This is a genomic window from Georgenia sp. M64 (assembly GCF_038049925.1).
Classification (GTDB): domain Bacteria; phylum Actinomycetota; class Actinomycetes; order Actinomycetales; family Actinomycetaceae; genus Georgenia.
In genome coordinates this window covers 4,002,084-4,020,342 of record NZ_CP145809.1, presented here as the reverse complement: position 1 = coordinate 4,020,342, position 18,259 = coordinate 4,002,084, and the positions used below count along the sequence as shown (strand labels likewise).

Below are 18,259 nucleotides of genomic sequence, written 5' to 3'. Positions count from 1 at the left end.
CAGTCACGATCGAAACGTACGTCCGTCGGTCCGCCCCGGGCGGGGACGATCGTCCCCCCGGGTGGCGGGCAGCCATGCGGTCAGGGGACGAGCTGGGTGAGCAGGGCCCGCACCCGGGCGTCGATCTCGTCGCGGATGCGCCGGGCCTCGGCGGGCGAGGCGTCGGCCGGGTCCGCGAGCGACCAGTCCTCGTACCGCTTGCCCGGGTAGATCGGGCACGCGTCGCCGCAGCCCATGGTGATGACGACGTCGGCGGCCCGCACGACGTCGTCCGTCAGCGGCTTGGGGAACTCCCGGGCGAGGTCGACCCCGAGCTCGCCCATCACCTCGGTGACGGCCGGGTGGATCCGCTCGGCCGGTGCCGAGCCCGCGGAGCGCACGTGCACCCGGCCCTGTGCGTGGTGGTGCAGCAGCGCGGCGGCCATCTGCGAGCGCCCGGCGTTCTGCACGCACACGAACAGCACCTCGGGCACGTCGTGGGGCAGGCGGCCCTTCGACTGCGCCAGGGCGGTGAGCCGGTCGCCCGCGAAGCGGCTGGTCAGGGCCGGCAGGTGCGCGGTCACCTTGGCGGAACGGCCGAGGGCCGCATAGGACTCGAAGACGTACCGCTCGACGGTCTCGGCCGCGAACACCCCGGCGAACCGGGCGGCGAGCTCGTCGGCGATGGTGTGGAGGACGTGGTCGGGGCTCAGCAGCCCGGGCATCCCCGTCGACGAGGTCACGGCGCGCCGGCCGTCTCAGGCCTGCTCGGCGGGCGCCGGGAGGAGCTCGGCGAGGAGCTTCTCGATGCGCCCGCGGATCTCGTCACGCACCTCGCGGACCTTCTCGATGCCCTGGCCCGCGGGGTCCTCGAGGACCCAGTCCTCGTAGCGGACCCCGGGGAAGTACGGGCAGACGTCCCCGCAGCCCATGGTGATGACGACGTCGGAGACCTCGACGGCCTCCGGGGTGAGGACCTTGGGCCTCTCCGCGGTGATGTCGATGCCCACCTCGCGCATGGCCTCGACCGCGACCGGGTTGATCTGGTCGGCGGGCATCGAGCCGGCGGAGCGGACCTCCACCTGCCCGCCGGAGAGCTCGCGCATGAAGCCGGCGGCCATCTGGGAACGGCCGGCGTTGTGGACGCAGACGAACATCGCGCTGGGGCGGTCGGACATGGTTGCTCCTCCTGGGGTGTGGTGGGGGTCGGGGTCGGGCGTCGGGCGGCGGGTGGGTGGTGGGGTGGTTCCGGTCAGGTGAGGAGGCGGGCGAGGTCGTCCACGCGGCGACCGATCTCCTCGAGCGCGTCGTCGAACGCCTCGGTGGTGCCGGCGGGGACGGGGTCGGGTACGGACCAGTGGATGTCCGCGCCGAGGTCGAGCTCCTCGTGTGCGCGGTCGCAGACGGTGACGACGAGGTCCTCCCGGCCGCGCACCTCGCTCACGTGGCGGGGCCGGACCCGCGGGAGGGGGAGGTGGTGGCGGGTCGCGGCGGCGACCGCCCCGGGGTTGATCCGCTCGGCCGGGTGCGTGCCGGCGGACGCCGCCGGGATCTCGCTCGCGCGGCGCCACAGGGCGGCGGCGAGGTGGGAGCGCGCGGAGTTGGCCGTGCAGACGAAGAGCACGCGCGGGGCCGGCCGGAGGGCGGGCGGGCCGAGGGCGTCGAGCGCACCGCGCACGAGCCGCAGGTAGGTGCGGCGCCCGTCGCCCTCCGACCGGCGCCGGTCGACGACGCCCTCACGCTCGAGCACCCTGAGGTGGTGGGCGAGGAGGTTCGACGGCATCTCGAGCAGGCGCGCCAGCTCCGACGGCGAGGCGTCGCCGAGGGTGAGGGTGTCGACGATCCGCAACCGGGCGGGGTCGGCCAGGGCGGCGTGCAGGGCCGCCCGCCGGACCAGGTCTGCGCCATCTCGCTCAGTGTCCATTGCCTCAATCGTCACTGAGCAATGTGCTCGGCGTCAAGCGGCGGTCCACCGGAGGGGTGGGCCGCCGGGCGGACAATGGGGCGCATGAGCGAACGACGCTGGGAACAGGTCGCCCGGTCGGTGGGCCTCATCGGCCCCGACGGGACGGTCGCCGCGACGGTGTTCGCCGAGATGTCGGCGCTCGCGGTGCGGACCGGAGCGGCGAACCTCGGCCAGGGCTTCCCGGACGCCGACGGTCCCGACCATGTCAGGGCGGCGGCCGTCGCGGCGATCGAGCGGGGGGACAACCAGTACCCGCCCGGGCCCGGGATCCCGCAGCTGCGGCGCGCCGTGGCCGACCACCAGCGCGCGCACTACGGGCTGGACGTGGACCCGGAGACCGTCCTCGTCACCGCCGGTGCCACCGAGGCCATCGCCGCGACGGTGCTGGCGCTGACCGGGCCGGGGGACGAGGTGGTGACCCTCGAGCCGTACTACGACTCCTACGCCGCGACCATCGCCATGAGCGGCGCGTCCCACCGGACGATCCCGCTCCGGCCCGGACCCGACGGGTTCCGCCTCCACCCCGCCGACGTCGACGCCGCCTTCTCGCCCCGCACGCGCCTCGTCCTCGTCAACACCCCGCACAACCCCACCGGCACCGTCCTGACCCGGGCCGAGCTCGAGCTGCTCGGGCGGGCGGCCGTGGCCCACGACGCCGTCGTCGTCACCGACGAGGTGTACGAGCACCTCACGTTCGACGGCGCCGCGCACGTGCCCATGGCGACCCTCCCCGGGCTGGCGGAGCGGACGCTCACCATCTCCTCGGCCGGCAAGACGCTGTCCCTGACGGGGTGGAAGGTGGGCTGGCTGCACGGCCCCGCGGAGCTGGTCACCGCGGTGCGGACGGTCAAGCAGTTCCTCACCTACGTCGCCTCGGGCCCGTTCCAGCACGCCGTGGCCGACGCGCTGCCGGACCCGCGCACCGCGGACTACGTCGCCGGCCTGGCGCGGTCCCTGCAGGACCGCCGCGACCTCCTGTGCGACGCCCTCACCTCCGCCGGCCTGGTGCCGGTCGTGCCGCAGGGGACGTACTTCGTGCTCGCCGACGCCGCACCCCTGGGGCACCCCGACGCCGTCGCCCTGTGCCGCGACCTGCCGGCGCTCGCGGGCGTGGTGGCCATACCGGTCAGCGCGTTCTGCGTCACCGGCGGCGAGACGGAACGGGCGCTGCGCTCCTACGTCCGGTTCACCTTCGTCAAGTCGCCGGCGGTGCTCGAGGCCGCCGCGGCCGGTCTGGCGCGGCTGTCCCGCCGCTGAGGCGGGCGAGCCGGCTGGTCTACCTCCCGGACGAGGCGGGCGAGCCGACTGGTCTATCCGGCCGATGAGGCGGGCGAGCCGGCTCGTCGCAGGGCCGCGTGGAGCCCCGCGAAGGTCAGGACACCCAGGGCGGTGCCGTCGGTCCGGTGCACCGGCACCGTCCCGTCGGGGCTGGCCGCCAGGGCGGAGAAGGCGACGTCCAGGCTCTGACCCACCCGTAGCGGCTCCCGGGGGGCGCCGTCGGCCGGGGGGGCCGGGGCGTCCGCGCCGGTGGTGACCGGTGCGCCGTCGACGTCGCCGGCCTCGAGGTGGGCCACGGACATGAGCCGCACGGCCCGGGAGTCGCCGATGAACCCCTCGACGAACGGCGTCGCGGGACGGGTGAGGACGGTGACGGGGTCGGCGACCTGCTCGAGCCGGCCGCCCTGGCTGAAGACGGCCACCCGGTCCCCGAGCAGGACCGCCTCGTCGATGTCGTGGGTCACGAGCAGCACCGTCGTGCCGAGCTCGTCGTGGATGCGCCGGAACTCCTGCTGCAGCCCGCGCCGGCCCTCGGGGTCGACCGCGCCGAAGGGCTCGTCCATGAGCATGACGCGCGGGTCGGTCGCCAGTGCGCGGGCGACGCCCACGCGCTGACGCTGACCCCCGGAGAGCTCGTGGGGGTAGCGGGGCCCGTGCAGGGCGGGGTCCAGGCGGACGAGCGTGAGCAGCTCGTCGACGCGCTCGCGCGTGCGGCCCCGGTCCCACCCGAGCAGACCCGGGACGGTGGCGACGTTCTGCGCCACCGTGCGGTGGGGGAAGAGCCCCACGTTCTGGATGACGTAGCCGATGCCCCGGCGCAGCCGGACGGGGTCGGTGGCCGCGACGTCCTCGCCGTCGAGGAGCACCCGGCCGCTCGTGGGCTCCACCAGGCGGTTGACCATCCGCAGGAGCGTGGACTTGCCCGACCCGGAGGGCCCGACGAGGGTGAGGAGCTCGTGCTCGGCGACGTCGAGGTCCAGCTCGGCCACCGCGACGGTGCCGTCGGGGTAGGTCTTGCCCACGCCGTCGAAGCGGATGAGCGCCTGGCTGGGTGCGGTGGCCACGGCCCGACGCTACCGGCGCAGCCCCGCGGTCACGACCCCACGGTGCACGACGGCCGCGCGTCGACGGCCGAGGTCGTGGCCCGGCGCCGCGTGACCTCGTGCCGTCGTCGGCGCGAGCGGTTACGGTCGGGCGTGTGATCCTGCCCGCGTCGGTCGCCGTGGAGAACCCCTGGCTCTCCTGGGGCTACGTCGAGAGCAACTGGGACGACCTCGCCCGGCTCACCGGGCAGCACGTCAGCCTCACCGTCCAGGCGGTGCTCATCGCGCTGGCGATCGCTCTGCCCCTCGCGCTGCTCGCCCGCGCCCGCCCGGCCGTCGCCGGCGCCCTGCTCGGCACCTCCGCCGTCCTGTACACGGTGCCCTCGCTCGCGCTCTTCGGTCTCCTCGCGCCGTTCACCGGGATCGGCCGCACCACGGTCCTCATCGGCCTCGTCGCCTACGCGATGCTCGTGCTCGTGCGCAACATCCTCGTCGGCCTCCAGGGCGTGCCGCCCGACGTCGTCGACGCCGCCCGCGGCATGGGCTACTCCGGGGGCCGGCAGCTCCTCGCCGTCGAGCTGCCCCTCGCCCTGCCCGCGATCATCACCGGCGTCCGCCTCGCCACGGTGACGACGGTGGCGCTGGTGACCGTCGGCGTCGTCGTCGGGTACGGCGGGCTGGGGCAGCTGATGTTCCGCGGGTTCAGCTCCTCCTACCGCGCGGAGATCATGACCGCGACGCTGCTGTGCCTGGCGATCGCCCTCGTCGCGGACGTGGTCCTCCTCGCCCTCGGCCGCGCCTTGGCGCCCTGGTCCCGGCGGCGGGTCGCATGAGCGGCGGCTCGGCGCTGGGCGACGCCGTCCGGTACCTCAACGACCCGCTCAGCTGGACCCGGCGCGGCGGCATCCTCGACCTCCTCGCCGACCACCTGTGGATGACCCTGGTGGCCGTGGCGCTCGCGGCCGTCGTCGCCCTGCCCCTCGGGGTCCTGCTCGCGCGGCTGCGCCGCGGCTCCGCCGTCGTGGTCACCGCGGCGAACCTCACCCGCGCCCTGCCGACCTTGGCGCTGCTCTACATCTTCACCGCGGCGATCGGGTTCGGTCAGCGGCCCACGATCCTCGCCGTCGCGATCTTCGCCGTCCCGCCCATCCTGTCGAACACCTTCACCGGCCTGCAGGAGGTCGACCCGGCCGCCCGCGACGCCGGCCGCGGCATGGGGATGTCACGCGGACGGCTCCTCACCTCGGTCGAGCTCCCGCTGGCGCTCCCACTGATCGGTGCCGGCCTGCGCACCGCCGTCGTGCAGGTCATCGCCACCGTCTCCCTGGCGTCGCTCGTCGGAGGAGGGGGCCTGGGGCTCATCATCTCCAACGGCATCTTCACCCAGCGGTTCGGCCAGGCGATGGCCGGCGCGCTGCTGGTGGTCGTGCTCGCCCTGGGCGTGGAGGCGCTGCTCGCGGTGGGGCAGCGGGTGCTGACGCCGGCGCCCATGCGCGTCGCCGGGCGACGGCGCCGACGTGGCAGCGGCGCCGCGGTCCGCGGGTAGGGCCTGCCCGACGGCGGCGCCCGCCAGGAAGCCGCAGGTCACGATCTCGTCTCGCTCTCGGGCGAGCGGTTGCGGGTGCCCGCACGGCAGGATCGAATGTCCCACGACGTCCCCTTCGATCCTGCGAGGTCACCGTGCGCCACCCGAGAACCCTCACCGCCCTGGGCGCCGCCCTCGTGCTCACCCTCGCCGCCTGCGGGGACCCAGGGTCCGCGGACGGCGGGACGGCCGACGGCGGGTCCGCCGCGACGAGCGCCCCGGCGGACGGCGGAACCTCCGCGGCGGCGGCGGCGTGCGAGCCGATCGCCGGTGACCAGCTCGTGGTCCTCGAGGACGACCAGGACCTGCAGACCGTCGACAACGTCATCCCGGCTGTGCACGCCTCCGACGCGGAGCCGGCGATGATCGCCGCGCTCGACGCCGTCTCGGCGAGCCTGGACACCGAGGCGCTCATCGAGCTCAACCGGCAGGTCGACGTCGAGCGCTCCACCTCCTCCGAGGCGGCCGCTGCCTACTTCGAGGAGGCCGGCATCGAGGTGGAGGACACCTCCGGCTCGGGCGACGTCGTCGTCGGGGCGGGCAACTTCTCCGAGTCCGCGACCCTTGCCGAGCTCTACGCGCTGGCACTGACCGAGGCGGGGTACACCACCGAGGTGCGGACGATCGGTAACCGCGAGACCTACGAGCCCGCCCTGGAGAGCGGCGAGCTGACCGTGGTGCCCGAGTACGTCGGCACCCTCACCGAGTTCCTCAACCTCAAGGTCAACGGGGCCGACGCCGAGGCCCGGGCGAGCTCGGACCTCGAGGCCACCACCGAGGCGCTGCGCGAGCTGGGCGAGGAGGTGGGCCTCACCTTCGGCGAGCCGTCCGAGGCCGCCGACCAGAACGCCTACGCCGTCACGACGGCGTTCGCCGACGAGTACGCCGTGACCACCCTCTCCGAGCTGGCCGAGACCTGCGGCGGGGGCGTCGTGCTCGGTGGTCCGCCGGAGTGCCCGGACCGCCCGTTCTGCCAGCCGGGCCTGGAGGAGACCTACGGCCTGACGATCAGCGAGTTCGTCTCCCTCGACGCCGGCGGTCCGCTGACCAAGCAGGCGCTGACCTCCGGTGAGGTCTCCCTCGGCATGGTCTTCTCCTCCGACGCGGCGCTCGCCGAGGAGTAGCCCGAGCGCCGGTCGGGCGGGACACCTCCAGACGCGAGGTTCGCCAGGTTGCCGATCTGGTCGTGATCAGCGACCAGATCGGCGACCTCGCCGGGCCCGGTCGCGTGCGCCGTCCCTGAGCCGGACGAACGAGTAGGTGCCGTGCCGGTCGAGGACGTCGCCGCGCGCGTCGACGGCGAGCAGGTCTCCTCGCACGGGCACGACCATGAGGCCCCCGTCGGTGAGCTGGGCGAGCAGCTCGTGGGGTAGCTCTCGTGCCTCGGCCGAGACGAGGATCCGGTCGAACGGCGCCTCGCCGGGCAGCCCGAGCCGGTCCGGGTCGGCCTGCGTGACCCGGACGTCCGGGTAGCCGGCGGCCACGAGGTTCGCCCGGGCGGAGCCGACGAGGGCCGGCTCGATCTCCACCCCGACCACCGAGCCACCCGGAGCCACGAGGTGCGCCAGCAGTGCCGTGGTCCAGCCCGAGCCGGCCCCGACGTCGAGGCACCGGTCGCCCGGTCGGGGGGCGAGCATCGTCAGCATGGTCTCGACCGTGCTGGGCTGGGAGCACGTGGCGCCGTGGCCGATGAGCACGGCCTGGTCCGACCCGGCGAGCCGGCGCTGCCCGCGGGGGAGGAAGCCGCGCCGGTCCACGGCCCGCATCGCTGCCCGTACCCGGTCGTCCACGTCACCCATCGTGCCGCGGGTACGGTCGGTCCATGACCGTCCCCGGCCTCCCACCCGAACCGTCGGCGCGACCCGCCGCACCCGCCGCACCCGCGGCGGCCGCCCCGGCCGCCCCGGCCGCCCGCCGGCCGCCGCTCACGGAGGTCCGCTGGGGCATCATCGGCGTCGGTGACGTCACCGAGCGCAAGTCCGGCCCCGGCCTCCAGCGGGCCGAGCGGTCCTCGTTGGTCGCGGTCATGCGGCGCGACGGTGCGAAGGCCGCCGACTACGCCCGCCGCCACGGCGTCCCGCGCTGGTACGACGACGCCGACGCCCTCATCGCCGACCCGGAGGTGGACGCCGTCTACGTCGCCACGCCGCCGGACAGCCACCGCGACCACGTCCTGCGGGTCGCCGCCGCCGGCAAGCCGGTCTACGTCGAGAAGCCCATGGCGCGCACCGCCGCGGAGTGCGAGGAGATGATCGCCGCCTGCGACGACGCCGGGGTGGCCCTGTTCGTCGCGTACTACCGCCGGGCGATGCCACGGTTCGTCACCGTGGGCCGCATGCTCGCCGACGGCGCGATCGGGACGGTCCGCGCCGTCCGGGTGCTCGGGACCTCGCCGGGGGAGGCGTGGGAGCCGCAGCACCTGCCCTGGCGGGTGCGGCCGGAGACCTCCGGCGGTGGCCTCTTCGTGGACCTGGCCTCCCACACACTCGACCTCCTCGACCACCTGCTCGGCCCGATCTCCGCCGTGAGCGGCACCGCGTCGAACCAGGGGGGCGGGCACGACGCGGAGGACACGGTCACCGCCGCGTTCACCCTGGGCGACGGCGTCCAGGGCAGTGGCCTGTGGTGCTACGCCGCGGGCGAGCGGCGCGACGAGGTCGAGATCCTCGGGACGGCCGGCTCCCTGGCGTTCTCGAGCTTCAGCACCGAGCCGCTGCGGGTGCGCACGGCCGACGGCGAGCGCAGCGTCGCGGCGCCCTACCCCGACGTCGTCCAGCAGCCGCTCATCCAGGCCGTCGTGGACGAACTCACCGGGAGGGGCAGCGCACCCAGCACCGGCCGCAGCGCCGTGCGCACCGCGCGGGCCGTCGACGCGGTGCTCGCCGGCTACCGCGCGGAGCGCGGCATCACGTTCTGAGCCACGGGCCAGGTCGAGCCGGGGGCGACCTCACCGTGCCGGGTGCCGGCGGCGGGCCGGCGGGTGTTCGGTGCCGGGTGCTCGGTGGTGGGTGCTAGGTGACCCGGCGGCGGCGGACCGGCCGCGGGCCGTCATGGCGCGCCGTCCCAGACGAGCCCGTCGGTCGCCACCCGGGCTCCGGCGGCCGGCTCGTGCACCCGGACCGTGCCGTCATGCATGAGGTGGCCCACCCCCACGCCGTGGCGCAGCACGACGACGTCGGCGATGACACGCCGGTGGCAGCGCCACCACAGCGACTCCGAGCACATCAGCGCCACCCGCCGCTCGGCGGCGTCGCTCAGGACCGCTGTGAGCGCATCCGCGAAGTCGGCGGAGCGGGTCCAGGCCGCGTACGCACGGAAGGCCTCGACCCGCCACCAGGTGTCGGGTGAGGCCGCCCGCTGCGCCGCGGGGATGTGCCGGCGGCCGCCCAGCCTCGGCTCCCACCGGTAGGCCACCCCGGCGGCGGGCACCCACTCCTCCAGAGCCTCCCGCCGGACGTCGGGATGGGTGCGGGAGCCGGGGAACCGGCGCACGTCCACGACCTCGGCGACCCCGGCCGTGCGGAGCAGGGCGGCCAGAGCCGTGCGGTCGAGCGTCCCGTGCCCGACGGTGAGCACACCGGGCCGGGCGAGGCCGGGGGGAGCGCCGCCCGGATCGGCCGGCGCGTCCGCCGCCCGGCTCACGGATGTGCGCGGCCGGCCGCGTCGAAGGTCACCGGCCGCTCGCGCAGGAGCAGCCCGAGCGCGACCATGGCCGCCCCGAGCACGAGGTGGAGCCAGTCGTCCGCGACGTTGACCGGGACGACGTTCGCCCCGGAGTCCTTGTCGACGAGGAGCCCGTAGAGCCACAGCACGAGGTAGACCGCGCCGCCGGCGAGGAGGTACGTGCGTGCGCCACGCGCGGTCCTGGCCATGAGGAGGCCCACGAGGCCGAAGAGCAGGTGCACGAGGTTGTGCAGCCAGGAGACCTGGAAGGTGCCGAGGAGCATGGCGCCGGACTCGTGGCCGGCGAAGGTCATCTCGTCGTAGCTGGTCGTCACGCCGGGGATCATCCCGAGGATCCCGACGAGCAGGAAGGCCGCGCCGACGACGGCGGCCGCGATCTGGACGAGCGCGCGGGGTCGCTCCGGGTGGTGCCGGGCGAGGGTGGGGTCGGTGGCCATGGTGTCCTCCAGACGGACGGGGCCGCACCGGTGCGGTGCGGCCCCGTCGTACCGACGCGCCGGTCAGGCGCGGGTGACCTCTTCGATCGTGTCGCCGACCTTGCGGTCGCGGCCCGCCTGGGCGATGTTCTGCTCCGAGATGATGCCGACCAGCTGGTGGCCGTCGATGACCGGCAGACGGCGCACCTGGTGCTTGGCCATGGTGGCCATCGCCTCGTCGACCGAGTCGTCGGCACCGATGGTCACCGGCTTGCCCTGCGCGAGGGAGGAGGCCGTCATCGTCGAGCAGTCGCCACCCTCGGCGATGCACCGCACGACGATGTCGCGGTCGGTGAGCATCCCGTGCAGGCGGCCGTCCTCACCGCAGATCGGCAGGGCACCGACGTCGAGGTCGCGCATGAGCCGGGCGGCCTCGAGCAGGGTCTGGGTCTCGCGCACGCACTGGGGGTCGCGGGTCATGATGTCTCGAGCTGTCGTCGCCATCGTGATTCCTTTCCTCGTAGGGTGCTGCTCCGACCACGGTAGGCACGCACCGGGCACCCTGCATCCGGAGCGACCCGTCCGCCCGGTACCCCGTGCGGGGCCCGCCACGCGGTGCGGACCCCGGGGCGACGGGGGTGGTCAGGCCCAGACGACGCCGGCGAGGAGCAGGCCCAGCCCCGCGGCCGCGAGGCCCGCGACGACGCTGCCCACCACGTTGGCCAGGGCGTACAGCCGCGAGCCGTCCTCCACCAGGCGCACCGTCTCGTACCCGAAGGTGCTGTAGGTGGTCAGCGCCCCGCAGAACCCCACGCCGACGGCGGCCAGCACCTCCTCGCCGACGCCGCCCGCCCGCGCACCGCCGACGACCAGGCCGAGCAGGAGGGAGCCCGCGACGTTGACGGTGAGGGTGCCCCACGGCAGGACGGAGCCGGTCCGGGACTGCACCGACCGGTCGGTGTAGTACCGCAGGGGCGCGCCGACGGCCGCGCCCAGCGCCACGAGCAGTGCGCTCACGCCGGCTCGCCCGCCTCCTCGTGACCGAAGTGGCGCACCACCTCGACCTCGTCGACGACGGCCACCCCCTGGGAGACGATCCCGTCGAGCTGGGGCAGGAACGCGCGGATCTTCTCGGCCTCGTCGATGACGACGACGGCGAGCGGGAGGTCCTCGCTGAGGCTGAGGATGCGGCTGGTGTGGATCTTCTGGTAGCGGCCGAACCCCTCGAGCCCGCGGAAGACCGAGGCGCCGGCGAGGCCGGCGTCCCGGGCCCGCCGGACGATCTCGGCGTACACGGGCCGGTGGTGCCACTGGTCGGACTCGCCGACGAGCACGGTCAGGCGCAGGTGCGTGGAGCCTTCTCTCACGGGGTTCCCTTCGTCCGGGTGAGCAGCCGGGTCAGCGCCATGCCGGCCTCGACGGCGAGGAGGGCACCGACGACGGTGCCGATGACGTACAGGGCCGCCGCGCCGAGCGCGCCGGACCCGGCGAGCAGGTGCGCGTCGACGGCGTAGGTGGAGAACGTGGTGTACCCCCCGAGGAGACCCACGCCCACGAACGGCCGCGCGAGCCGGTGCGGCCGCCCGGCGACCTCGGTGAGCAGCACCATGAGCACCCCGATCGCGAGCGAGCCGGAGACGTTGACGAGCAGGGTCGCCCAGGGCAGACCCGCCACGGGCAGCGCCAGCGCCACCGCGTACCGCGCCAGGGCGCCGAGGGCCCCGCCGGCGGCGATCACCAGCCCGACGTCCGCGGACCGGCCCCGGCCGGCGGCGCGGCGGGCTGCGGCATCGTCCGGCATGGCGTCCTCCCTGGTCGGGGCGAGCGTACGCCGGTCCCGGCGGCGCGGGTGCGACGGCGGTGCCAGAGTGGGACGGTGCACCACGACCGGATGGGAACCCTCGTGCTCCTGCGCCACGGCGAGTCCGTGGGCAACGCGCGTGCGCTGTTCACCGGCGTCCTCGACGTCGACCTCACCGCCGCGGGGGAGAGCGCGTGCGAGGAGGCCGGCGCCCGCCTGCGGGGCACGGGGTGGACGCCGGACGTCATCGTCACCTCCGAGCTCTGGCGCGGCCGGCGCACCGCCGAGCTGGTCCGCCGGGCGCTGGACGTCGACGTGCCGGTCGAGCGGACCTGGCGGCTGAACGAGCGCAACTACGGCGCCCTGTCGGGTCATCTCAAGGCCGAGGTGGCCCAGCGGCACGGCATCGAGAGCTTCCTGCACTGGCGCCGGTCGTACGAGGGGCGGCCGCCCCCGCTCGACGAGGCCACCCTGCACACCTGGCGCTCCCTGAGCCCGTTCGACCGGCTGCCCGCCGAGGCCCTCACCGCCACCGAGTCCCTGGCCGACGTCGTCGAGCGGCTGCGGCCCTGGACGGGTGAGCTGACGGCCCGGCTCCGCGCCGGCCGGCACGTCCTCGTCGCCGCGCACGGCAACACCCTGCGGGCGCTCGCCGCCGTGCTGGACGACCTCACGCCCGACGAGCTGCGGGCGCTCAACCTCCCCAACGCGCGGCCGCTGCTGTACGAGCTCGACGACGACGCCCGCCCCGTGCGCCGCGGCGGCCGGTACCTCGACCCCGACCTCGCCCACGCCGAGGCCAGGGCGATCGCCCTGGAGGGCGGGACCTGAGCGGAGCAACTCGTGGCAAGGCGTGTGGGTCCTACGCCGGTGGGGGTACTTTCGTGGGAGAACCGGCCCGACGAGCGGAGTACACGATGACCGAGGTCCCCACCACCGAGATGTCCCCCCTGCCCAAGCGGTCGCGGGGGCCGCGGCACGTCGTCGTCATGGGCGTCTCCGGCGGTGGCAAGACCACGCTCGCGATGATGCTCGCGGGCAAGCTGGGCTACGTCTTCGCCGAGGGCGACGAGTTCCACAGCCAGGCCAACCGCGAGAAGATGGGGTCCGGCACCCCGCTCGACGACGACGACCGGGCTCCGTGGCTGCAGTCCATCCAGGACTGGATGACGGCCGAGGCCCGCGCCGGGCACTCCACCGTCGTCACCTGCTCCGCCCTGCGCAAGAGGTACCGCGACGTCCTGCGCGGGGCCGAGGGCCACGCCGTCTTCGTCCACATGGCCCCCCCGGTCGACCTCACCCTGGAGCGGATGAAGGTCCGCGAGGGCCACTACATGCCCCCGAGCCTGCTCACCTCGCAGGTGCAGACCCTCGAGGAGCTCGAGGACGACGAGGCGGGGTTCAAGGTCACCTCCACCGGCGCGCCCACCGAGGTCCTCGCCGCCGTCCTCGCCCAGCTCAAGGACTACTGAGGCCGCGGCTCGCCGCAGCCGTCAGCGGCAGGCGTCAGCCGCGAAGCCGTGAGCAGCAGCAGGCGTCAGCCGCGCCAGCGGCGCACCGCGATCGCCACGGCGCCCCCGAGGGCCCCGATCGCCAGGACGAGCACGACCCAGCCGGGCACGTCGAGCCCACCGGTGGGGTTGTTCACCTGGTCCCCGCCGGGGTCGTTCCCCCCGCCGTCGCCGCCGTTCCCGACCTTCGCCGAGACGTCCGCGCCGTCGGCGGAGGCGTCAGGGTCCGCCGGTGCGGCGGCCCGGACATCGGTGCCTTCCCCGGCCGGGTCCGCAGCATCGGTCGCGGTCCCGGCGCTCCCAGCCGAACCGGTGCCCTCCGCGGGACCCTCGACGGTGAACGTCAGGTCGCCGTCGATGCGGTGCCCGTCGGAGGACACCACCGACCACGTCACGGTGTAGCCCCCGGCGGGCAGCTCCTCCTCCAGCGACACCGCTGCGACGCGGCCGTCGACCTCGGCCGGGGCCTCCGCGACCGTGGCCGCCGCGTCGTCGGAGACCGCCATGGCCGCCCCGGTGGCGAGGAGGTCGGCGCTGAAGGTCAGCGTGATCTCCCGGGGGGACGACGCGAGCCGGGCGCCGTCGGCGGGGGAGCTCTCCAGGAGGACGTCGTGCGCGGTGGCGGCGGGCGCCGTCGCGAGGACGAGGGCGGCCACAACGGCGAGCACGGCGCGGATCACCGCGTCAGTGTAGGCACGGCGAGCCCCGCTCAGCCGACCCGCCGGGCCACCTGGAAGCCGCCGGAGTCCAGGACGAGGGCGTAGTCGGTGCCCGGGTGCCGCTCCTCCGCGAAGTCGGCGGCGTCCGTGATGTCCCGGTCCGGCCAGGTCCGGCGCAGGGTGTCGAGCTGGATGTAGTCCGGCGCCGGGTTGCCCGGGTTCCCCACCCAGTACACCTGGGCGCGCGGGACCAGGTACGCCATGAGGTAGATGTCGGTCTCGACGGTGGCGCCGGGCGGCACCGCCTCGACGGCGGCCATGGCGGCGTCGTGGCGCTCGGGCAGGGCGTAGGTGACCGGCTCGGCCAGGCGGCCCAGCGGCATGACCGGCGTCATGAGCACCGTGGTCGCCAGCGCGGCGGCGACGCCGAGGCCGGCCCAGCCGCCCGCACCGGCCCGGGACGGAGCCGCCCGGGCCGCCGGGTCCCGGTCGGTGGGTGGGGCCGGCCCACCGGCCGTCCGTTCCCCGCGCCCGGCGACGACGTCGACGAGCGCAGCGGCGGCGACGGGCATGAGCACCGCGGAGTAGTGCCAGTCCCAGCCCCAGTAGAAGGGCACGTTGCCGACGAAGCGCCACGCGAGGGTGGGCAGCCACAGCCACACCAGGGGCGAGGTCGCACCGACCACCCCGGCCGAGCCGACGAGGAGCAGCAGCGTCACCCACTTCTCGCCGGGCGTGAGGACCCGCACGAGCAGCGACGCGTCGGCCGCGGGGTCGAGCCGGTCGTAGTAGTCCCACGTCCCACCCGGGTTGAGGGCGGGCAGGATCACCACGATGGCCAGGACGGACCAGGCCACCCCCCACGCCAGCAGGAGCACACCCGCGCGGCCCTGCGCCGAGCGCCACACGAGGCGCCGCGGGCCGCCGCGCGACCGGTCCGGGTGGCGGCCGCGCACCGACCGCCACACCATCACCGCGCCGAGCGCCGCGGCGGTCAGGCCGAGGTCCTCCTTGACGAGCACCAGCGGCGCCGCCCACAGCGCCGCGGCGCGCCACCGCCCGCGCAGGAACGCGGCCAGCGCCGCGGCGAGCAGCGGGACCGCCAGGGCGATCTCGTGGAACTGCGCCCCGACCGCGCCCTGCAGCCCCCAGCTCAACCCGTAGGCCACGCCGAGCGCCGTGCCGCGGGCCCGCCCCAGCAGCTCGCGGGCCACCGACGTCACCGGTTGCACGGACAGGCCCAGCAGCAGCGCCTGGAGGACGAGGAGCGTCAGGCCGGAGGGGAAGAGTCGGTAGACCGGACCGAGGACCACCAGCAGGGGGTGGAAGTGGTCGCCGAGCAGGTTGAACCCCTCGCCCTTGATCGTCACGACCGGGGCGGCCGGCTCGGCGTAGGCCTTGGCGAGCTGGGTGAAGATCCCGAGGTCCCAGGAGGGCGACTCCAGCAGCCGCCACTGCAGGACGGCGAACAAGGTGTAGACCGCCGCCGTGCCCGCCGCCAGGGCCCAGGGCACGACCGTGTCCGCCCGTGCCCGGGTGGTCGTCGGCACGGCGGCGACCACGGTCAGAGGACGTCGCGGCGCTGGAGGACGTGCAGGGCCGCCCACCCCAGCGGCACCCGACCCCAGAAGGTGAGCAGGCGGTACAGCACGGCGACGGACGCCGCTGTGGCGGCCGGCACGCCGGCCAGCGCCAGACCGCCGGTCAGGGCCGCCTCGACGGGGCCGATGCCGCCCGGGGACGGGACGACCGAGCCGATGGAGTTCGACGCGAGGTAGGTGATCGCCAGCGCGGTCAGGGGCAGGCTCTGCCCGAAGGCCGCGAGCGAGAGCCCGAACGCGGCGACGTAGCCGGCCGTGAGGAGCAGGGCCCCGCCGACGCCGACGAGCAGGCGCCGCGGGCTGGAGGCCACCCACACCAGGCGTGGCCACACCTGGCGCAGGGTCGGCGCGAGCTTGTGCCACACCCAGGTCCGCAGGCGCGGGACGAGCATGAGCGCACCGAGGGCGACGACGGTGGCGGCGACCGCCCCGAGCACCGCGCCCGAGGGGGCGCTGAGGGTTCCGGCGGAGCCGGTCACCAGGGCCAGCACGACGAGCATGACGATGGTCGTGACGAACTGCGTCACCTGGGTGAGGCCGACGGTGGCGACGGCCAGGGGGGTGCTGACCTTCTTCTTGGTGAGGAAGCGCAGGTTCAGCGCGGTGTACCCGATGCCCGCGGGTGCGACGAGGGCGACGACCGACGCCGAGACCTGGACGAGCGTGGCCTGCCACAGCCCGACCTTCTCCGGGGAGAACGCCACCAGCGTCAGGCCCGAGCCGACGTAGGTGAGGAGCCCGACGGCGAACGCGGCGAGCATGAGCCAGGGGCTGGCCCCCGCGATGGCCGTGGCCACCTCCTCGAAGTTCAGGGTGGAGAGCAGCACCCACAGGGCCACCACCAGCAGGGTCGCGGTGATGACCGTGCGGGCGGAGAACCGGGTCAGCTGCACCGGGGCGACGTCGGCGGTCGGCACCACCTCGATGAGCTCCTCACGCAGGTCGCCGAGGAGGTCCTTGAGGTTCGCCGCCGCGCCCCGCGTCCGGTTCGGCAGGGCGACGGGCTGCAGCAGGGGCGCGATGGAGGCGAGCTGGTCGCGGCTGAGGACCCGCCCCGCGGACGACAGGGCCCGCTCCGTCCCCACGAGGACCGCCACCAGGGCGAGGAGCTGGGCGAGGTCGATGCGCCGGCTCAGCTCGGAGGAGACGATCTCGCCGTTCTCCCAGTCGCGCACCCACACCCGGCGGGCGGGGTCGACCAGCACGGCGGCGGCGTGGAGGTCCCGGTGGGCCAGGCCCGCCGCGTGCGCGGCACGGACCTGCGCCCACACCTGGTCGAGCATCTCGTCGTCGAGCTCCTCCGGTGCGAGCTGGTCGAGGCGGCGGGCGCCGTCGACGTGCTCGGTGACGATGAGGACCGAGTCGCGCGACTCCGTGACGCCGACGAGCTCGGGGACCCGCACCCCCGCCGAGCGGGCCGAGAGGGACATGAGGACCGCGCGGTTGGCGGCCTCGCGCAGGTTGGTGGCCGGACGCCGGTCGAGCCCGCGCATCCGCGCGCTGTCCCAGAGGCTGGCGAGCACGCCGACGACGTGCCGGTCGCCGTCGAGGACGGTGAGGTCGCGCCGCGCCCCGGCCGCGTCCCAGACGGCGTAGAGGCGGTGGGCGCTCTCGCCGTCCGGCATGTCGGCCAGGCCCGCCCGGGCGCCGGCGATCGCCTCGTCGGGCTCGGTGAGCGGGTCCGGGACGAGGACGTCGCCCTTTTCGCCCTCACGGTCGACGGCGGCCAGCAGGTCGGCGGGGGTGGTCGGGTGCGGGTGGTGGGCGGCCCGGGCGGGCTCGTCCTGCTCCGCGAGGGCGGCCGCCGCGTGCGAGGACTCGCGCAGCTGCTCGGTGTAGCCGATGGGGGAGGAGGTGGTCACCAGCCACGACCGGGCGGCGGTGTCGCCGGGCAGGTGGTCCACCCGCACCACCGTGACGGCGTCGATGCCCGCCCGGCGCAGCCCCCGGACGAGGGCGAGCCCGGTGGCGCGCTCGTGGAGGACCCCCGAGGCGTACCGCATCGCCAGGCCGGCCACCCGCCCGAGGAGGACCGCCACCAGCGCGCCGGGCAGGGTCTGGTCGCCCTGGACGATCGCCAGGCCCAGCACGACCCACAGCAGCGACCACGACCAGCGCAGGAGCCGGTGGTGGGAGCGGTCGCCCACGGCGGTGAGGAGCCCGGCGAGGCCCGCGGCGTAGGGGTTCATCGCGATGACGCGCGAGCCCTCGCTCGTGATCGTCAGGCCGGAGGAGAGCGGGCTCGGGCCGATCGTGTCGAGGACGAGCAGCGCCCCCTGCGCGAGGAGTGCGGCGACGAGCCCGGTCGCGAGCGCCTCGAGGGCGGAGCGCCAGCTCCGGCGCATCACACGGTCCACCAGCACCACGATCGGCAGGAAGAACGTGACCAGGCCCTCGAGGACGGTCACGGGCAGGAGCAGGACCTGGCGCAGGACGTTGGCGACGGCGGACTGGACGTCCTCGGTGACGCCCTGGGTGGTGGCGTTGCCGTAGACGGCGAGCAGGAGCACGAAGACGATCGCGAGGACGGCGATGACGAGCGCGACGAGGTCCGCGGGCCGGCGCACCCGCGTCAGGGGGGCGTCGACGAGGAGCACCTGGCGACGTGGGGAGGCGTCGTCGGGCCGCGAGGGCGCGGCTGACCCGCTCTCCCCCGGGTGCTGGCTCATGGCTCGGAGTCTACGTGCGGGCCCCCGCGCAGCCGGGCAGGTGGGGCGGTGGCCTGCGGCCGCGCCA

Annotated in this window: 21 protein-coding genes; 7 read left to right on the top strand and 14 right to left on the bottom strand. The window is 75.2% G+C overall.

Annotated features, from left to right (window positions below; translation table 11 throughout):
* Positions 1-80: 80 nt before the first annotated feature.
* The 3 genes from AAEM63_RS17915 to AAEM63_RS17905 form a co-directional block, all read right to left on the bottom strand.
* Positions 81-722: an arsenate reductase ArsC gene (locus AAEM63_RS17915; protein WP_341359568.1), complete on the bottom strand. Its 642-nt coding sequence runs from the start codon at positions 720-722 to the stop codon at positions 81-83.
* 15 nt (positions 723-737) lie between these two features.
* Positions 738-1,157, bottom strand: coding sequence for an arsenate reductase ArsC (locus AAEM63_RS17910; protein WP_341359567.1), 420 nt, complete (start codon positions 1,155-1,157; stop codon positions 738-740).
* A 74-nt stretch (positions 1,158-1,231) separates the two neighbouring features.
* Complete coding sequence (locus AAEM63_RS17905) at positions 1,232-1,903, bottom strand: helix-turn-helix domain-containing protein (RefSeq protein WP_341359566.1); 672 nt, start codon at positions 1,901-1,903, stop codon at positions 1,232-1,234.
* Positions 1,904-1,987: 84 nt separating this feature from the next.
* Between AAEM63_RS17905 and AAEM63_RS17900 the strand changes: the two genes are divergently transcribed.
* On the top strand, positions 1,988-3,202 hold the full coding sequence (locus AAEM63_RS17900) for an aminotransferase class I/II-fold pyridoxal phosphate-dependent enzyme (RefSeq protein ID WP_341359565.1): 1,215 nt from the start codon (positions 1,988-1,990) through the stop codon (positions 3,200-3,202).
* A gap of 53 nt (positions 3,203-3,255) precedes the next feature.
* Here AAEM63_RS17900 and AAEM63_RS17895 read toward each other — a convergent pair whose 3' ends face one another.
* Positions 3,256-4,287, bottom strand: a complete 1,032-nt coding sequence (locus AAEM63_RS17895; RefSeq protein WP_341359564.1) for an ATP-binding cassette domain-containing protein — start codon at positions 4,285-4,287, stop codon at positions 3,256-3,258.
* Positions 4,288-4,421: 134 nt separating this feature from the next.
* On the opposite strand from AAEM63_RS17895, the gene AAEM63_RS17890 reads away from it, so the two are divergent.
* The 3 genes from AAEM63_RS17890 to AAEM63_RS17880 all read left to right on the top strand — a co-directional run bounded on the left by AAEM63_RS17890 (position 4,422) and on the right by AAEM63_RS17880 (position 6,975).
* Positions 4,422-5,099: an ABC transporter permease subunit gene (locus AAEM63_RS17890; RefSeq protein WP_341359563.1), complete on the top strand. Its 678-nt coding sequence runs from the start codon at positions 4,422-4,424 to the stop codon at positions 5,097-5,099.
* The gene (locus AAEM63_RS17885; RefSeq protein WP_341359562.1) at positions 5,096-5,812 is read left to right on the top strand and encodes an ABC transporter permease; all 717 of its coding nucleotides are present in this window, start codon (positions 5,096-5,098) and stop codon (positions 5,810-5,812) included. The genes AAEM63_RS17890 and AAEM63_RS17885 overlap by 4 nt, the downstream gene beginning before the upstream one ends.
* 134 nt (positions 5,813-5,946) lie before the next feature.
* A complete protein-coding gene (locus AAEM63_RS17880) occupies positions 5,947-6,975 on the top strand; it encodes a glycine betaine ABC transporter substrate-binding protein (protein WP_341359561.1) in 1,029 nt (342 codons plus the stop codon).
* Positions 6,976-7,041: 66 nt separating this feature from the next.
* Here the strand turns inward: AAEM63_RS17880 and AAEM63_RS17875 are convergent, their stop codons facing one another.
* A complete protein-coding gene (locus AAEM63_RS17875; RefSeq protein WP_341359560.1) occupies positions 7,042-7,650 on the bottom strand; it encodes a protein-L-isoaspartate O-methyltransferase in 609 nt (202 codons plus the stop codon).
* Positions 7,651-7,673: 23 nt separating this feature from the next.
* On the opposite strand from AAEM63_RS17875, the gene AAEM63_RS17870 reads away from it, so the two are divergent.
* Positions 7,674-8,768 carry a Gfo/Idh/MocA family oxidoreductase gene (locus tag AAEM63_RS17870; RefSeq protein WP_341359559.1) on the top strand — a complete coding sequence of 365 codons (1,095 nt, stop codon included), beginning with the start codon at positions 7,674-7,676 and terminating at the stop codon, positions 8,766-8,768.
* Between the two features lie 131 nt (positions 8,769-8,899).
* On the opposite strand, the gene AAEM63_RS17865 is transcribed toward AAEM63_RS17870, so the two are convergent.
* From AAEM63_RS17865 to AAEM63_RS17840, 6 genes are all read right to left on the bottom strand, one after another.
* A complete protein-coding gene (locus AAEM63_RS17865) occupies positions 8,900-9,493 on the bottom strand; it encodes a DUF488 domain-containing protein (RefSeq protein WP_341359558.1) in 594 nt (197 codons plus the stop codon).
* Positions 9,490-9,972, bottom strand: a complete 483-nt coding sequence (locus AAEM63_RS17860; protein WP_341359557.1) for a DUF4383 domain-containing protein — start codon at positions 9,970-9,972, stop codon at positions 9,490-9,492. The genes AAEM63_RS17865 and AAEM63_RS17860 overlap by 4 nt, the downstream gene beginning before the upstream one ends.
* 63 nt (positions 9,973-10,035) lie before the next feature.
* Entirely contained in the window at positions 10,036-10,455 is a 420-nt protein-coding gene (locus AAEM63_RS17855) for a CBS domain-containing protein (RefSeq protein ID WP_123915514.1), read from the bottom strand.
* Between the two features lie 138 nt (positions 10,456-10,593).
* Positions 10,594-10,968 (bottom strand): fluoride efflux transporter CrcB, encoded by a 375-nt coding sequence (gene crcB, locus AAEM63_RS17850; protein ID WP_341359556.1) that lies wholly within the window; start codon positions 10,966-10,968, stop codon positions 10,594-10,596.
* Positions 10,965-11,318, bottom strand: a complete 354-nt coding sequence (locus tag AAEM63_RS17845; protein WP_341359555.1) for a DUF190 domain-containing protein — start codon at positions 11,316-11,318, stop codon at positions 10,965-10,967. The genes crcB and AAEM63_RS17845 overlap by 4 nt, the downstream gene beginning before the upstream one ends.
* The gene (locus AAEM63_RS17840) at positions 11,315-11,752 is read right to left on the bottom strand and encodes a CrcB family protein (RefSeq protein ID WP_341359554.1); all 438 of its coding nucleotides are present in this window, start codon (positions 11,750-11,752) and stop codon (positions 11,315-11,317) included. Before AAEM63_RS17840 ends, AAEM63_RS17845 begins: the two co-directional genes overlap by 4 nt.
* Positions 11,753-11,842: 90 nt before the next feature.
* Between AAEM63_RS17840 and AAEM63_RS17835 the strand changes: the two genes are divergently transcribed.
* Together AAEM63_RS17835 and AAEM63_RS17830 are read left to right on the top strand one after the other, a co-directional pair.
* Positions 11,843-12,583 (top strand): 2,3-bisphosphoglycerate-dependent phosphoglycerate mutase, encoded by a 741-nt coding sequence (locus tag AAEM63_RS17835; protein ID WP_341359553.1) that lies wholly within the window; start codon positions 11,843-11,845, stop codon positions 12,581-12,583.
* A gap of 86 nt (positions 12,584-12,669) precedes the next feature.
* On the top strand, positions 12,670-13,224 hold the full coding sequence (locus AAEM63_RS17830) for a gluconokinase (RefSeq protein ID WP_246005986.1): 555 nt from the start codon (positions 12,670-12,672) through the stop codon (positions 13,222-13,224).
* A 65-nt stretch (positions 13,225-13,289) separates the two neighbouring features.
* Here AAEM63_RS17830 and AAEM63_RS17825 read toward each other — a convergent pair whose 3' ends face one another.
* The 3 genes from AAEM63_RS17825 to AAEM63_RS17815 are packed head-to-tail and all read right to left on the bottom strand — an operon-like array spanning position 13,290 to position 18,192.
* A complete protein-coding gene (locus AAEM63_RS17825; RefSeq protein WP_341359552.1) occupies positions 13,290-13,943 on the bottom strand; it encodes a copper resistance CopC family protein in 654 nt (217 codons plus the stop codon).
* Positions 13,944-13,972: 29 nt separating this feature from the next.
* Entirely contained in the window at positions 13,973-15,472 is a 1,500-nt protein-coding gene (locus AAEM63_RS17820) for a DUF2079 domain-containing protein (protein WP_341359551.1), read from the bottom strand.
* Between the two features lie 14 nt (positions 15,473-15,486).
* Positions 15,487-18,192 carry a lysylphosphatidylglycerol synthase domain-containing protein gene (locus tag AAEM63_RS17815; protein ID WP_341359550.1) on the bottom strand — a complete coding sequence of 902 codons (2,706 nt, stop codon included), beginning with the start codon at positions 18,190-18,192 and terminating at the stop codon, positions 15,487-15,489.
* Positions 18,193-18,259 lie beyond the last annotated feature (67 nt).